The organism is Paenisporosarcina macmurdoensis (assembly GCF_042658845.1).
GTDB classification, from domain to species: Bacteria; Bacillota; Bacilli; order Bacillales_A; family Planococcaceae; genus Paenisporosarcina; species Paenisporosarcina macmurdoensis.
This window is the reverse complement of the sequence record NZ_JBHSRI010000009.1, coordinates 88840-104349: the sequence shown is the minus strand read 5'-3', so window position 1 is coordinate 104349 and position 15510 is coordinate 88840. Positions and strand designations below refer to the sequence as shown.

Genomic DNA, 15510 nt, shown 5'->3' with positions numbered 1-15510 from the left:
GCGGGATCAGCGGGACAGGTGAGACCCCGCAGATCGCGAAGCGACCGAGGAGGCTCACCGCCCGCCCCGCGGAAAGCGTCCGCCTGAAACGGAAATCAACACTATTAATGAATCAATCTTTTTGTCCAAAATACCTAAAATACTGGATTTATGGAACTAAAATTATATACTTATCTTTCAAAAAAACCACCTCACCATGAGATGGCTTAGTATTATTTTGGTGATTTCCCTTTAAAAACAAAGGCTGATACGATAAAGAAAAATCCGGATGTGGCGATTAGCGGAATATGTTCATTCCACACGCCAAAGAATGTGGTTGCTAAAGATAACACTGAAACAATTCCCGCAAACATACGCGTTTGTAGTCTCGAGCGCTCTACTTCCATTCCAGCATCTCGTATTTGCATGTATTCTCTCATACGAGTTGGTTCATCAAGATAGGTTAGTATTTTTTGTGGAATGGCACGTAATGGCCCAATTGCATTTAAGGCAATGCGCAGTGCATCATCTTTTGAAAATGATTTTTCTCCATCTTTTTGCATCGCTGCCCACTCTAAAACACGAGGACGTGCAATCGCCAGTAAATCCACTTTTGGATCCAACACATGGAGAACGCCCACGAAAGTGGAAACAGCCCGTCCGAAGAAGGCAAACTCTGCAGGAAGCTGCACGGGTTGTGTGCGAACGATTCTTTTTATATCAGCTAACAATCGATCCACAACAAAGCTATCCATTTGGGTTAACTCTTGTGACTCATATGCTGCCACAACTCGAGAAATCGCGTCCGCAAGTAATCGACGATCTGCATGTGGCAACAAGAATCGCAACTCCTCTAAGCCATCGATTACTTGATCGTATTGTTTAAATATGATTCCTTCTACAACCTTCAATACTGAACGTGCTTCTTCCTTACTAATGGACCCAACCATTCCGAAATCAATCAATACGATGGTGCCATCTGGTTTGATTAATATGTTTCCACCGTGCGGATCAGCGTGGAATTGTCCACCGTCTAATACTTGTTCTAAAAATAACCTGAACAATCGCTCAGATAAGTCGCGACGGTTTAAGCCATTCGCATCAATAAAAGCGAGATCGGTAATACGGGCGCCTTCAATCCACTCCATTACAAGGACACGGCGTGTAGAGAATTCATCGTAATATACAGGAAAACGAACACCCGGCATTTCTTCAAAACGATCTGCAAAACTGCGCCCATTACGTAATTCTTGTAAAAAATTAAGCTCTGCACCAATGGTATCCACCATTTCGCTATACAATAAATTAAAATCGATTTGTTTACCAAAAGCCGTAAAGCGTTTTACTAACCAAATAACGATTTTCATTGCGCGAAAATCAGCACGTAAAATGCGGTCTATACCTGGGCGTTGAATTTTAACAGCTACAGCTGTGCCGTCTTTTAGTGTCCCTTTATAAACTTCCCCGATAGAAGCCGAAGCGACCGGTTTATCAGATAGGTTTTCGACATAGTCGCTATGTGATGTGTTCCATTCTTCTTCTAGCAGGGCAATTGCTTCTTTTCTTGGAACCGCAGGAACTCGATCTGTTAACCCGTCTAACTCCGCAATAAATGACGGCGGCATAATGTCCGCACGTGTCGATAGAAATTGTCCCATCTTAATCATTAACCCGCCTAGTTTGAGCGCGGTACGTTTATATTCTTTTGCTTGTTTCGTAACAAGTCGTTCCCATTTATCGTTTATTACTGGTGTCCATCGGCCTTTGTAACGGCGCTGAAAAAGTGTTACTTGTGAAAAAAACTTTACGGACATCCACACAATGCGGTATATCCGATAAATTGCTAAACGATCCATTTCAAGCGCCTCCTCTGAACTCCATTATAAGGAGTGATGGTAACAACGTCCAAATAGTGATATGTTTTGTAAGAGAAAAACTTTTGAATTGTGAACATTCTAAGGGGGATTTACCATGGAAGCCATTCGTTACGAACAAAACGGCAATTTAGGTATTGTCACATTAGATCGTCCTGACTCGATGAACGCCTTTAACTATGATATGTTGCGTGAACTTGGGCAAATAGCGGAGTCCATTCGTATTAACCCAGACATTCGTGTCGTTATTTTCACTGGGGCTGGGGAAAAAGCATTTAGCGTGGGTGCTGATTTGAAAGAACGCAAAACACTAACAGAACAACAAGTAAAACGTAACATTTACAAAATAGGTGAAGTGTTTTCAACGATTGAAAATTTACCACAACCTACGATAGCCATGATGAACGGCTACGCATTTGGCGGCGGCATGGAACTTGCTCTTGCATGTGATTTCCGAATAGCGGCTGACAATATTGTACTCGGTTTAACTGAAACGAGCTTAGCCATTATTCCAGGAGCTGGCGGAACGCAGCGCTTGCCACGCTTAATCGGTGAAGCAAAGGCATTAGAATTAATTTTAACTGCCCGCCGTTTGAAAGCAGACGAAGCATTGGCTTATGGCATGTTAACAAAAGTGGTTTCTCAAGAAAGATTATTAGAAGAGACTGGGAAGTTTGCTGATTTAATGCTTGCGAACGGGCCGATTGCGTTGCAACAAGCGAAGTTTGCCATTAAACAAGGCATGAATGCTGACTTACATACAGGATTAAACATTGAACGTAAAGCGTATGAAATAACAATCCCAACAGAAGATCGCGTCGAAGCACTTATAGCTTTCGGTGAAAAACGCAAACCGATGTTTAAAGGGAAATAACAAAAAGCGATTGTAGAGCTGAGCTCATCTACAATCGCTTTTTATTTTAGAAATACCTACTCCCTCGCTTCTATCGGCACGTCCCATATAAAATAATCCTCCGTTACTAACTTTGTTTCTACAACGACTATGTCTTTATCTTTTTGAAAGAAGAGAGCCGCTCCTTCTTGCGTTTTGTATGACCATCCTAAATCGCTCAAGACTTTTTTGATGATATCATATCTCGATTCACCACTATTTTTAGAAACGTACCGTGTAACAGAAATTGTTTCATCGAACTTCACAAAGTCACGGGAAGTAGTATCGAGGATGAAGGTTGAGACAATGAGCCTAATCGTTCCCTCATCTTTCGTTAATATATGACCGTAACGAAAACCGATGAGTGCACAGAAAATTACCAACAACACACATAGCCATAGACTAAACTTTTTCAATGCCCAGCACTCCTTCCCGTACTTTAGAATATGTTTCGATAGGTGATAAATAGTATAAGTTTATTTTTAATAGTTTACAGAACAAAGAAAGGTAGGTGCACTGAATGCCTACTGATGCAAAAAAGGTTTCTAGTCCGCTTCGGACCACTTAACCTGCCGCACTATGTTCTATAGAACATAGTGGATGGGCTTGTGACTGCGTCACTTCGCCCACCCTCTTTTTTTAGATCATTCTGCGGCTGGCGTGCGTCCTTCGCTCCCTTGTAACCTAGACGCGCACAGTTAAGATCGTTTGGTTTACTAAACAATAAATACTATCTATAAGTAGATATTCAGCCGAAGATACTATTTCGGCTTTTTTCTGCTTATTTTATTTTGTTGAGCACTTTTACTTAATGTGAAACTTTCTCCAATGGAAAAATAAACGGTGGCAGATTCAGAAACAATTGACATTCAAGTTGTGGCACTTATCAATCCTCTCCTCTCTTGCGGGGCTCGTTAAAGAAGGCACACGGTAGTAGCCGTAATAGTATGCTCGGCTACTGGTAAATTACGATTCTCTAGTAAAACAAAATAACAAACCATTTGCCCGTAGGTTATAGGGGAACATTGAATGCAACTGAGCCGAAAGATTACCTCTAATAGTAATTGGAGCTAGACATAGCTTCTCCAATTTCGAAGGTCTATCTAGAAAAAACTTATACACATATATAAGAAAAGCGCAAAGTACCCTTTAAGTTCAAAACCTGTTTTATTTCGTTTTCGGAGGTATTTGGACGGACTATTGCTACATATTATAGCCGGGGCATTATTGAGGGGCGTCACGTTCGTTACGCCCATTCATTTTCCAGGCTTTTGTCTGTCCTTCTCTCTCGTCCAATTTCAGAAAATAGATTTGTACCTATTTTGATAACGCGAGATATAGAAGTTGTCATACTCATAAAACAAGCTCCCGAAGATACAATTTTGGGAGCTCTTATGCTACTTTTTTCGAAAGATGCCTTCTATTTTCATGTCGCATACACATTGCCTTGGAGTATTATGATTGATTTGAACACATTTACTTGATTGTAGTGAAAGGCGGCGAGAAAACATGTGCTCCTGCGGTTACTCGTCGCAAAGATATTGGACGAATTACTGTTCGTCCAATATCTTTCCAGCGGAAAAAGCGCGTCCAGGTGAGACCCCGCAGTCGCTTGCGACGAGGAGGCTCGCGGACCGCCCGCGGAAAGCGTCCGCCTGTTTCTGCATCGCTACGCTAGCTTCGAAACATGAAGTTACGCTGTAACGAAAATCTACTAAGTCGTTTTTACAGGGCAATTAAAAAGAAAAGCCACCCAATCTCGATAAATCAAGATTGGGTGGTTTTGATAATCTATGTGTACTTTTCAGTGGCCCATATTACTATGGAGTGATTAATGGCATTAAGCTAAAGCTTGCTCTAAATCTTCAAGTAAGTCTTCAACGTCTTCAATACCAACTGAGATACGTACCAATCCATCTAGAATACCAAGTTCTTGGCGGCGTTCTGTCGGAATTGAAGCGTGCGTCATTCTTGCAGGGACAGAAATCAAACTTTCCACTGCTCCCAGACTTTCCGCAAGTGTAAAGTATTTCAATTTCTTGAGCAACTGATCGGCTTTTTCAGTGCTGCCTACGTCAAATGAGATCATCCCACCAAAGCCGGTCGTTTGTTTTTTCATAATGTCGTGTCCCGCGTGAGTTTCTAATCCTGGGTAGTACACTTTCCCTACCGCTTCGTGTGCAACTAAGAATTCAGCAATACGTTGTGCACTAGAATTCGTTTCATCCATACGAATGCCAAGTGTTTTTAATCCACGAATTAGTAACCATGAATCTTGAGGCCCTAAAATCGCCCCTACTGAGTTTTGAACGAAGTGTAAGTCTTTCGCTAACTGTTCCGTCGCTACAACAACTAAACCAGCAACCACGTCACTATGGCCTCCGATATACTTTGTTGCACTATGCAAAACGATGTCTGCACCCAGGGACAATGGTTGTTGCAAGTAAGGTGTCATAAATGTGTTATCCACAATCGTTAATAAACCTTTTGCTTTTGCTAATTTTGCGATTTCCGCAATATCCGTTACTTTTAATAATGGATTGGTTGGGGATTCGATAAAGACTGCTTTTGTATTTTTTTGAATTGCCGCTTCAAATTCAGCCGCGTTTGAAGAATCTACAAATGTTGATTCAATACCGAAACGATTTAATACTTTTGTCATGACACGGTATGTACCACCGTAAACATCGTCAGTCATAACGACATGGTCACCCGCATTAAAAAGCATCATAACTGAACTGATTGCTGCCATTCCTGAGCCAAAAGCAAAGCCAGCATGACCATCTTCTAAATCACTAATTAAAACTTCAAGTGCATGACGAGTTGGATTACCTGTACGTGAATATTCGTATCCACGGAAGTCCCCCACTGCATCTTGTTTATATGTGCTTACTTGGTAAATCGGTGTGGAAACAGCACCTGTCGTTTCGTCTCCAACGATTCCCGCGTGAATTAATTTTGTTTTTGGTCTCACTGTACTTCATCCTCCTTCAATAAATCATACACATTTTGACTTAAATAACGTTCGCTTGAATCCGCAAAAATAGTCACAATATGGCTTCCTGGTTCTGCCTCTTTCGCTTCTTCAAGTGCTGCATAAAAAGCGGCACCTGAAGAACTACCGACAAGAAGGCCTTCTTCTTTAGCCAAAATACGCATTTTATCAAAAGCATTTTTATCCGTAACTGTATGAATAGCGTTAAAATACGTTTTATCCATATAGCCTGGTAAAAATTCCATACCGATACCTTCAGTGTAATGCGAACCGGCTTCACCACCATTTAAAATCGAGCCTTGTGGTTCAACGATTACGGTTTTAATATCTGCATTTTGTCCTTTTAAATACTTTGCCGTTCCCATAAATGTTCCACCTGAGCCAGCACCTGCTACAAAGACGTTGATTCTACCATCTAAATCGCGCCATAATTCAGGTCCTAATGTGTGTACATACGTTTCTGGATTTGCAGGATTTGAAAACTGGGAAGGTGAAAAAGCACCGGGAGTTTCTTTTACAAGCTCCTCCGCTTTTGCTATGGCACCTTTCATTCCAAGTTCAGTAGGTGTATTGACAATTTCAGCACCGAGTGCGCGCATCAAGGTTTGCTTTTCCATACTGAATTTTTGTGGCACAACAAATTTCACCGTGTAGCCTTTGCCAATTGCTGCTAAAGCGACTCCGATTCCTGTATTGCCAGCTGTTGGTTCGATGATGGTACCACCTGGTTGTAGCTTTCCAGATTCTACGGCGTCTTTTAGTAAAGATACGCCTAGACGATCCTTCACACTACCACCTGGATTCATAAACTCAAGCTTAGCAAAAATACGGCAATTATTCGGAATGTCGATATTGTTAATTTCCACGACTGGTGTATTGCCAATCAATTCATGCACACTACCGTAAACATTCATTATGCTTCCTCCGCGAATACCGTGCGCCATTCATCTTTCTTAGACAGCATCTCACGTGCAATCTCTTTGGCACCTTCTAAACTATGATTAGCAGCCCAGCCACATTGCACTACATTACAAGCTGGAACTTCGGTTGCTTGTATGACATCTTCAAGCGTTTTTTCTAAAATCGTTAATATTTCTTCGAAGTTATCATGATTGATAACAGCTAAATAGAATCCAGTTTGGCATCCCATAGGACTCATGTCTACCACTTGATCTGTATGGTTGCGAATGTTCTCAGCCATTAAATGCTCAATAGAATGCAGTCCAGCCATTTCCATATGTTCTTTATTCGGTTGTTTAAAACGTATATCATACTTTAAAATTTCGTCGCCATTTGCGCCCATTTTACGTCCAGCTAATCGAACATAAGGTGCAATTACTTTCGTATGGTCTAAGTTAAAACTCTCAACATTCATTTGTTTCATCTTTTCCAACTCCTTATTTTTTCGTTGCGTCCATTAACCACACGAAATCATTCATCTGTTCAAAATGCACGTCGAATCCAGCTTTTTCAAATGCTTGTGTCAAAATAGGAATCGTTGTGTAGTACTCACGCTCCAAATCGTCTGCCACGTTGTTATATCCCCGTGCACGTTCTTTTGAAATCTGTGCTTGTTTTGCTACTTCTGATGTAAAAATGGTATCTGCAAATACAATTTTACCACCAACTGGCAATAACTTAGCATATGTGGATAAAGCTTTTTCTTTGTCATGGTCTTTTAAATGGTGAAATACATACGAACTTACGAACGTATCAACCTTTTGTGGTGTCTCAAATGCTAATAAGTCACCATCTATTAGTACTAAGTCAGGAAAACGCTTAGCTGTTACAGTGCGCATCGCTTCGTTTGGCTCGATCCCTATAACCGAATGACCCGCTTCTACTAACTTCGCCGTTAAGTTGCCAGTTCCTGTTCCAAATTCAACAACCGTACCAAAAGATTTTTTGGCAACAGCAGAAAGTATCTCATCATATTTTTCAAATACATCACGATATTCAGGATCTTGTCCTGAAACTGATGCATCATAAGAGTCTACCCATTTATCAAAAATTTCTACGAATTCACGCCCCATAGTAAATTCTCCTTTTAGTTATATATTATTCCAACCTGTTTACTTGGCATTAGGTTAACAGACTTATTTATAACATAGATTTATCGTTTTTTCTACTCTCAAATCCCAAAAGACCCCTTTCGCATTTAACGAAAGGGGCATTTTCTTTAGATTTTGAGGGCTTCCCATTCTTCACGCAGAATACCCATGCGAATGGAGTCATAATATTCACCTTCATAATAACGAACTTTACGGATGCGAGCTTCCATTGTCATTCCTAGCTTTTCACCGACGCGAATCATCCGATTATTGCCAGACCAGGTTGTAAATCCAACGCGGACGAGAGGCATTTTTTTAAACAATCGATTCACCCATTGTTTAATCGCTTCTGTGCCATAGCCCCCGCTCCAATATTCAGGCTTAAAAATGACAATTCCCATCTCAAGCCATAAAGAAGGTTCATGTTCCCAGTAGTACGAAACCATGCCGACGAGTTCATCATCGATTTCTATCCCGTAAAGATTTTCTTTTCGAAGATAACGATCTTTATTTGATAGAAATTTTTCTAATGTTTGTGGTTTGTATGGATAATAAGGTGCATCCCATTTCTTCCATTCCGGATTCTCTTCTTTTGCACTCATTTCCCACAGTGCACATAAATCATCTTCATAGAATGGCCGCAAATGGACCTGTGTTGATAGCTTACTCAAGGGAATTCACCTCATAAATACTTTTTAAACCAACCGGTAATTTGTTCAAGTCGTGCATAGCGGAGATTTGGATGGCCCGTACGTGATAAGTTATGGTCGGCATCTGGAAAACGCACAAAGCCTGTTTCTTTTTTCATTTGTTTTAACGTGATATACAGTTGTTCTGCTTGTTCAATAGGACAGCGGAAATCTTTTTCACTGTGTAAAATGAGTAACGGTGTTTCAATATGTTGTGCATATTTTAAGGGAGAATGGTTCCATAATTTTTCTACGTCTGTCATATCTGCCCCTATTTGCCATTCATTAAAATAATAACCGATATCAGAAACACCAAAGAAACTAACCCAGTTCGAAATCGAGCGTTGCGTAACTGCTGCCTTGAAACGATTCGAATGACCAACAATCCAGTTCGTCATAAAGCCACCATAACTCCCCCCAGTTACACCAAGACGATTTTCATCAATCCAGTCATTATCAGCTAGTACTGAGTCAACGGCTGCCATAATGTCTTCATAGTCACCACCACCGTAATCGCCTCGTACTGCGTCGACAAACTGCTGACTGTAGCCGTGACTTCCACGAGGGTTAATATATAGAACCCCATATCCTTGTGCTGCTAGAAGTTGAAGCTCATGGAAAAACGTATTGGCAAACATCGCGTGAGGACCGCCATGAATTTCAACAATTAACGGATATTTCTGCCCTTCCACATAGCCTGCAGGTTTCATCAACCACCCATGAACAGCCCAATCTTTGGCACCTTGGAACATAATGGCTTCGGGTTGAACAAGTTCCACTTCATGTTCAAATGACTCGTTGAATGACGTTAACGCTTGACGTTCACCAGTAGCTATTGTTTGAACATACAGCTCTCCGATTTCCGTGGAGTTTGAAACGGTGACAAGCGCAAACTCTCCAGATTTCGCAACATCATAGCCATATATATGTTCATTGTCACCAGTAGCTGGATACATTTCTCCTTCTAACGTAGCAACGTATAAACGCACGTCACCCATTGTGGAAAGTTGGAAGTATATATGATTATCCTGTGTCCATACCACGCTAGGTGCATCTGCTCCTTGTTGACTGTCTGCAACAACATAATCTCCTACTGGTGCATCGATGCCTTCCGTCAAAATCTGACGAGCTCCTGTTTCAAGATCATAGACATAAAGTTCCGTATGCGTCGCATTCTTGAATGCAGAATCACTTCCGACAAATGCTAGTTTTGTATCATCAAATGAAAACGCGACTCCACCAAAGTAACCATCTTCTTCAATAATGGTCTTCTCTTCTTTTGATTTAATATCTACCAAAAACAAAGATTGTCGGAATTCGAAATCTTGATTTTCAGAACGATTTACACTGAACACCATTTTCTCCCCATTGTGAGAAATAGCTTGTAAATCATACACATGATTACCTTGAGTAAATTGTGTCACTTCCTCAGTTTCAAGATCAATGACACCAATATGCTTATAGGTGCCTTGAGGAAGTAAACCCGCTCCGTCCAATTTGTATTTCATTTTATTTACTACATAAGGTTCAGGATTTTTCTTTTCTTCTTTCTCTGGCTCATCAGTAAAGTTCTTTCCTTCTTTTACAGAAGCTAAAAACCAAATCTTTTTTCCACAAGGAGACCATAAGAAACTACTAACACCTTTTTCATATGAAGTAACTTTTCGCGCTTCTCCACCTTTTGTGGATAAAATATATAACTGATTTTTTTCTTCACGCGTGGATAGAAACGCCAACTGGGTTCCATCTAGCGAATAGCTTGGGCTAGAAATTTTTTCTTTGCCATGTGTCCATTGAGTCAATTTCATTGTATTCAAATCCACATGCCATAAGTTCGCTTGATATGTATTGTCTTTGTCATTAATTTTCGTTTGTACAAAAACTGCTTCTTGTTGATTTGGCGCCAAAGTAGGTTGAGTAACTGAAACCAACTTACTTAAATCTTCAATTGTTAATTTGCGTTTTGTCATGATAATTCCTCCCTATGTTGTCGTATATAACCTATTTCGACAACCGTAAGAGTTTTCCTCTAATTATGTAGCATAATATTTCCCATCGATTATTCAGGAAGTGATTTGTATTCCTAAAAACATTAAATACAGAGCAGTATGATTGTATTTTCTGGAAATGGGTAATAATGAAGAAACTACTCACGGGAGGGATTCTTATGTGTCCACTTGAACTACCGAAATTCACAAAATCCTATTGGAGAAAAGAAAGATCCAATAAAACGTACCCAGCTTTAACAGAAAATCTTACTACAGATGTGTGTATTATTGGGGCAGGAATTACTGGGGTAACAGCTGCATATGTGCTCGCAAAAGAAGGCTTAACGGTATCTGTAATAGAAGGAAGTAAAATCGTCAGTGGCACTACTGGCTTTACAACAGCTAAAATAACTGCACAGCACGGGGTTATTTATGATGAATTGATACAGACATTTGGAGTAAATGAAGCAAAGCAATACTTCGATGCCAATCAAAAAGCACGTGAGCAAATTAAAAAGTGGATAGATTCACTTTCCATTGATTGTGACTTTGAAGCTCGTCACGCAGTTCTCTATGCACAAACTCCTAAAGGTGTTGAACAATTACATATAGAGAAAGCAGCCTATGATAAATTAGGTATCCTGGGAGAACTGTCTACTTCTAAAAACGAGCTACCTTTTCCTGTTAGCGAAACGTTAACATTACCTGATCAAGCTCAATTCCATCCAGTCAAATATATTAATGGCTTAGTTAAGGAAGCACAGAAACTCGGTGTGACTTTTTATGAAGATACCCGTGCAAAATCGCTTAGAGAAGGCGACGATGTTGTCATCGAAACGATGGAAGGTCATCTAATTAAGGCCAAGCATGCATTAGTAACTAGCCACTTTCCTTTTAACGATAAAGAAGGATTCTATTTTTCGAAATTGTCTCCTCAACGGTCCTATGCAGTTTGTGTCAAGGTGCCGAGTGAACAAATGACAGGAATGTACATCAATGTAGAAAAGCCAAGCAGGTCTATTCGTACAGCAAAAGGAGACAAAGGTGAAAGCTATGTCATTGTCGGCGGAGAAGGACATAAAACAGGACAACATGACGACTCAACTCATGAAGAATCCAGTGTTCAGCGATATGAAACACTCACTCAATTTGCTAAACAACATTTCCCGGTTGAGTCGATCGATACGCATTGGTCTGCTCAAGATTATGAGACACTCGATCACCTTCCCTACATTGGGGAAATGACGACTGGCTCGAAAAATGTATTTTTAGCAACCGGTTTTTCCAAATGGGGTATGACGAATGGAACAGCTGCTGGATTATTGCTTGCAGATCTTGCGCAAAATAAATTTAATCCACTTAAAGATTTATATTCACCTACTCGCAGTAAACTTAAAAAGGAAGACCTTACACATTTTGTGAAAATGAACGCCAACGTCGCAAAAGAATTAGTAACTGGCAAATTCGACCGGCCAAGTGATTCAGTAGACGATTTACAAAATGATGAAGGACGCATCGTGATGATTGATCATCACAAAACGGGTGCATATAAGGATAAAAACGGCCAACTGCATTTAGTTAAACCTACTTGCACACATTTGGGTTGTGACGTTCATTGGAATGATGGGGAACGTTCATGGGATTGTCCATGCCACGGCTCCCGCTTCTCATACAAAGGAGAAGTATTAGAAGGGCCAGCCGTAAAACCTTTAGAACGTAAATAGTCGTCTATTTACTTAGTCAATCTCATTGATAAAACAAGATACGCCAAGGAAACATATACGATAATTGTATTAAAAGTATAAAAAACGTCCACACTGGCAAGTAGCTTACATAAAGCTACTTGCCTTTTTATGTTTTAAATTTAAAAGAACTTTCAATCTAAATAACTTGTCATGAAGAAGAACACTCGCATTTGATGGACTATCGAGGAGGATGATGTATGAAGGCAGTTACATTTCAAGGTACGAAAGATATCCAAGTGAAAGAAGTTCCAGATCCCCTACTTGAAAAACGAGATGATATTATCGTCCGCATTACGTCAACAGCCATTTGCGGTTCAGATCTACACATTTATCAAGGGGCACTCCCAGCTAGAAAAGATTATGTGATCGGACATGAGCCAATGGGCATTGTCGAAGAAGTAGGCTCAGAAGTGACAAAGGTTAAAAAAGGTGATCGTGTCGTCCTGCCTTTCAATGTTTCTTGTGGGGACTGCTACTATTGCAACCACGAGATGGAAAGCCAATGTGATAATTCTAACGACAATCCAAAAGTGGATACTGGAGGATACTTTGGTTTTACTGAACGTTATGGCGATTATTCTGGAGGACAAGCAGAGTTTTTACGGGTACCATACGGGAATTTCATGCCTTTCGTTATTCCTGAATCGTGTGAACTCGAAGATGAATCTCTGCTCTTTTTGTCAGACGTATTACCGACCGCTTACTGGAGTGTTGAAAATTCGGGCATGAAGGCTGGAGATACAGTTGCAGTGTTAGGGTCGGGTCCAATCGGTTTAATGGTTCAGAAATTTGCATGGATGAAAGGTGCAAAGCGGGTAATCGCAGTTGACCATTTGCCTTATCGATTAAAGCACGCAGTGAAGATGAATAAGGTAGAAACGTTCAATTTTGATGATTATGAAGATATGGGTAGCCATATTAAAGAAATTACCCATGGTGGCGTAGATGTAGTAATCGATTGCGTTGGCATGGATGGTAAGAAATCGGTTGTTGAAAAAGTTGAACAGAAACTCAAACTCCAGGGTGGCACACTTAGTGCCATTAATATAGCTATGAATTCGGTACGGAAATTTGGGACAATCCAAATGACAGGTGTATATGGTTCTTTATATAATATGTTCCCACTTGGAAATATTTTCGAACGCAATATCACATTAAAAATGGGACAAGCTCCTGTTATCCATTACATGCCGCTGCTATTTGATAAAATTACAAAAGGTGAATTCGACCCAACTGAAATTATTACACACACTGTTCCACTCGCTAAAGCAAGGGAAGCTTACCGGTTATTTAATGATCATGAAGATGAAAGCATTAAGTTTGTCTTGAAACCTTAAAAAATCCTCTTTAGCTTGGAAGAAGCTAAAGAGGATTTTTTATTTTATATTAAGGTTCTGTTAAACTTAATGTTAATTATCGCACATTTGATTTAGGCGTAAATGAACTCTTTTGTATCAAAAGAATTTTTTAACAAAGCTTATGTTAAAAATGAAATACGTCTGTGTTCATATGCTTCTTTACTTCAATGACACCTTCTCCAAGAATAGGAAGTAAGGACGTTAAGGCATAGAATAAAAACACCACAAAAAATGTGAAAGAAATAATGTGAATGGGCTTGGTTAAAATTCTCTGAATGCGATTAAGCATCCAATCAATTGTCATCTCCTTAAACACTTGTGCACTATATTTCATGACGTCTCACCTTCCCTATTCAGTCGAATTGTCGTTCGTTTCTTTCTTTAGTATTAGTATACTTGAAAAAAACGTCGAAAAATGTCGAAAAAGTTGGGAATGTTTTCACATTTAGAGCATAATAAGAGTAAATATATGAAATAAATTTCTTGCGTTAACTTGTTTAAAGATCTTTCCACGTATAGTAGGATAAAGATTGGCATAGTAAAATGCAGTAACTGAGGAGACTTCGCCCATGAACAATTTTGGACACGTCATCAAACTTGAGAGAATCAGAAAGAATATGAAGCAAATTTCACTTGCTCAAGGAATTTGTACGCCTTCTTACCTCAGTAAAATCGAAAACAATTCAATTGTTCCAAGTCAAGAAGTAATCGATTTACTACTAAATCGATTAGAACTTTCTATTACCCAAAACAAAAACTTAGATGATGAGACCTATTTAGCACATATACGCGAGATCTATTTTAATGCTGTTATGAATAAAGACCGTGAACTTGCAGCTCAACAATTGAAAGAAATTAATAATGAGCGCTATTTGTTCAGTGACTCAACCAACTATTACACATATCAACTAATGATCCTACGATTGACTCTGATTGTGCAAGATATTCAAAATGACACAAGCGAGTTAATTATGGCTTTATCTGAGCTTTCAAGTGATTTTAATGACTACCAAATGTTTTTATTTCACTCATGCGTAGGCAGCTATTACTCATTTATGTTGGACTATAATTCAACAAATCAAGCATATGAAAAAGCTACTGAGTACTTTAAACGAATTAATATTGAAAAATGGGAAGAAGCTGATTTTCAATATTTATTAGGGCATTGTTATATAACACAACAGCGATGGGTGATCTCAATTGAATACCTTCAAAAATCTTTAGAGTTTTTCAAGAGTGGGTTTTACAATTCGCGCACTGTTGAATCTTATCTATTGTTAGCTATCGCTCAAGATGAATCATATTTACATGAAGAATCTCATCAAAATTTATTACTTGCTCAAAAGATTGCATCTCAGCTTAATTTAAAAGAACATTTTCCCTTAATTACACAAAATTTAGGAAATAAATTTTCTGTAAAAGGTAACTCAGAAAAAGCTATAGAATACTTTTTAGAAAGCATTGATTCAAGAGAAGAAGACAATGAAAAAAAACTACCTACAATTTATTCATTAGTAAAAGAATACTCAAAATTAAAGAACTCCAGACAAATCATAAAATGGGCTGAATTTGGGCTTTCCATAATTAATGCAATTCAGAGCAATGGCCACCGAACATACGAACACCACTTAACAGTATATTTAGCTAAAGAAACCGATGCAATTTTATTTGAAAAAGCAACAATAGATGCATATAACTATTTTAAAGAAATAAAAGACTATCGTCATGCTGAGAAATACTCCCTCTTATTAGGTAATTTTTATCAAGAAAAGAACAAATACAAGAATGCAGCAAAATACTTTTCCTATTCAAACGAAAACATGTTCAAAAAACAGAAAATTTCCCATTGGGAAGATTTATAAAATGCAAAAAGCCTGTAACTATTTCCCGAGGTCGGGGGAAATAGTTACAGGCTTTTCTGTATATGTCAGAGACATTG

13 protein-coding genes and 1 pseudogene are annotated in these 15510 nt (G+C 39.2%); 5 read left to right on the top strand and 9 right to left on the bottom strand.

Translation table 11 applies throughout. The features are described 5' to 3' along the window. Window positions 1-200: pseudogene (locus ACFPYN_RS08120) on the top strand (hypothetical protein); the annotation flags it as partial. Between the two features lie 12 nt (window positions 201-212). Here the strand turns inward: ACFPYN_RS08120 and ACFPYN_RS08115 are convergent. Next, window positions 213-1835, bottom strand: a complete 1623-nt coding sequence (locus tag ACFPYN_RS08115) for an ABC1 kinase family protein (RefSeq protein WP_377733463.1) — start codon at window positions 1833-1835, stop codon at window positions 213-215. A 115-nt stretch (window positions 1836-1950) separates the two neighbouring features. Between ACFPYN_RS08115 and ACFPYN_RS08110 the strand changes: the two genes are divergently transcribed. Next, on the top strand, window positions 1951-2727 hold the full coding sequence (locus ACFPYN_RS08110) for an enoyl-CoA hydratase-related protein (protein ID WP_377733462.1): 777 nt from the start codon (window positions 1951-1953) through the stop codon (window positions 2725-2727). A gap of 56 nt (window positions 2728-2783) precedes the next feature. Here ACFPYN_RS08110 and ACFPYN_RS08105 read toward each other — a convergent pair whose 3' ends face one another. The 7 genes from ACFPYN_RS08105 to ACFPYN_RS08075 form a co-directional block, all read right to left on the bottom strand. Beyond that, window positions 2784-3161, bottom strand: a complete 378-nt coding sequence (locus tag ACFPYN_RS08105; protein ID WP_377733461.1) for a hypothetical protein — start codon at window positions 3159-3161, stop codon at window positions 2784-2786. A 1424-nt stretch (window positions 3162-4585) separates the two neighbouring features. Beyond that, window positions 4586-5719, bottom strand: coding sequence for a bifunctional cystathionine gamma-lyase/homocysteine desulfhydrase (locus tag ACFPYN_RS08100; protein ID WP_377733460.1), 1134 nt, complete (start codon window positions 5717-5719; stop codon window positions 4586-4588). Beyond that, window positions 5716-6654 (bottom strand): PLP-dependent cysteine synthase family protein, encoded by a 939-nt coding sequence (locus ACFPYN_RS08095; protein ID WP_377733459.1) that lies wholly within the window; start codon window positions 6652-6654, stop codon window positions 5716-5718. Before ACFPYN_RS08095 ends, ACFPYN_RS08100 begins: the two co-directional genes overlap by 4 nt. Then, entirely contained in the window at window positions 6654-7124 is a 471-nt protein-coding gene (locus ACFPYN_RS08090; protein WP_377733458.1) for an S-ribosylhomocysteine lyase, read from the bottom strand. The genes ACFPYN_RS08095 and ACFPYN_RS08090 overlap by 1 nt, the downstream gene beginning before the upstream one ends. 13 nt (window positions 7125-7137) lie before the next feature. Continuing rightward, a complete protein-coding gene (locus ACFPYN_RS08085) occupies window positions 7138-7773 on the bottom strand; it encodes a class I SAM-dependent methyltransferase (protein WP_377733457.1) in 636 nt (211 codons plus the stop codon). Between the two features lie 146 nt (window positions 7774-7919). Further along, on the bottom strand, window positions 7920-8462 hold the full coding sequence (locus tag ACFPYN_RS08080) for a GNAT family N-acetyltransferase (protein ID WP_377733456.1): 543 nt from the start codon (window positions 8460-8462) through the stop codon (window positions 7920-7922). An 11-nt stretch (window positions 8463-8473) separates the two neighbouring features. Next, window positions 8474-10450 (bottom strand): S9 family peptidase, encoded by a 1977-nt coding sequence (locus ACFPYN_RS08075; RefSeq protein ID WP_377733455.1) that lies wholly within the window; start codon window positions 10448-10450, stop codon window positions 8474-8476. A 197-nt stretch (window positions 10451-10647) separates the two neighbouring features. On the opposite strand from ACFPYN_RS08075, the gene ACFPYN_RS08070 reads away from it, so the two are divergent. After that, window positions 10648-12192: an FAD-dependent oxidoreductase gene (locus tag ACFPYN_RS08070; RefSeq protein ID WP_377733454.1), complete on the top strand. Its 1545-nt coding sequence runs from the start codon at window positions 10648-10650 to the stop codon at window positions 12190-12192. A 218-nt stretch (window positions 12193-12410) separates the two neighbouring features. Next, window positions 12411-13550, top strand: coding sequence for a zinc-dependent alcohol dehydrogenase (locus tag ACFPYN_RS08065; RefSeq protein ID WP_377733453.1), 1140 nt, complete (start codon window positions 12411-12413; stop codon window positions 13548-13550). Between the two features lie 145 nt (window positions 13551-13695). Here the strand turns inward: ACFPYN_RS08065 and ACFPYN_RS08060 are convergent, their stop codons facing one another. Further along, window positions 13696-13905, bottom strand: coding sequence for a hypothetical protein (locus ACFPYN_RS08060; protein ID WP_377733452.1), 210 nt, complete (start codon window positions 13903-13905; stop codon window positions 13696-13698). A 235-nt stretch (window positions 13906-14140) separates the two neighbouring features. On the opposite strand from ACFPYN_RS08060, the gene ACFPYN_RS08055 reads away from it, so the two are divergent. Beyond that, on the top strand, window positions 14141-15433 hold the full coding sequence (locus ACFPYN_RS08055; protein ID WP_377733451.1) for a helix-turn-helix domain-containing protein: 1293 nt from the start codon (window positions 14141-14143) through the stop codon (window positions 15431-15433). Window positions 15434-15510 lie beyond the last annotated feature (77 nt).

What these genes read in the sequence shown, in the direction of transcription:
- ACFPYN_RS08085 (WP_377733457.1), bottom strand. Translation starts at nt 7,773, where the DNA reads ATGGGGCGTGAATTCGTAGAAATTTTTGATAAATGGGTAGACTCTTAT.
- ACFPYN_RS08110 (WP_377733462.1), top strand. Translation starts at nt 1,951, where the DNA reads ATGGAAGCCATTCGTTACGAACAAAACGGCAATTTAGGTATTGTCACA.
- ACFPYN_RS08070 (WP_377733454.1), top strand. Translation starts at nt 10,648, where the DNA reads ATGTGTCCACTTGAACTACCGAAATTCACAAAATCCTATTGGAGAAAA.
- ACFPYN_RS08115 (WP_377733463.1), bottom strand. Translation starts at nt 1,835, where the DNA reads ATGGATCGTTTAGCAATTTATCGGATATACCGCATTGTGTGGATGTCC.
- ACFPYN_RS08095 (WP_377733459.1), bottom strand. Translation starts at nt 6,654, where the DNA reads ATGAATGTTTACGGTAGTGTGCATGAATTGATTGGCAATACACCAGTC.
- ACFPYN_RS08090 (WP_377733458.1), bottom strand. Translation starts at nt 7,124, where the DNA reads ATGAAACAAATGAATGTTGAGAGTTTTAACTTAGACCATACGAAAGTA.
- ACFPYN_RS08060 (WP_377733452.1), bottom strand. Translation starts at nt 13,905, where the DNA reads ATGAAATATAGTGCACAAGTGTTTAAGGAGATGACAATTGATTGGATG.
- ACFPYN_RS08065 (WP_377733453.1), top strand. Translation starts at nt 12,411, where the DNA reads ATGAAGGCAGTTACATTTCAAGGTACGAAAGATATCCAAGTGAAAGAA.
- ACFPYN_RS08055 (WP_377733451.1), top strand. Translation starts at nt 14,141, where the DNA reads ATGAACAATTTTGGACACGTCATCAAACTTGAGAGAATCAGAAAGAAT.
- ACFPYN_RS08075 (WP_377733455.1), bottom strand. Translation starts at nt 10,450, where the DNA reads ATGACAAAACGCAAATTAACAATTGAAGATTTAAGTAAGTTGGTTTCA.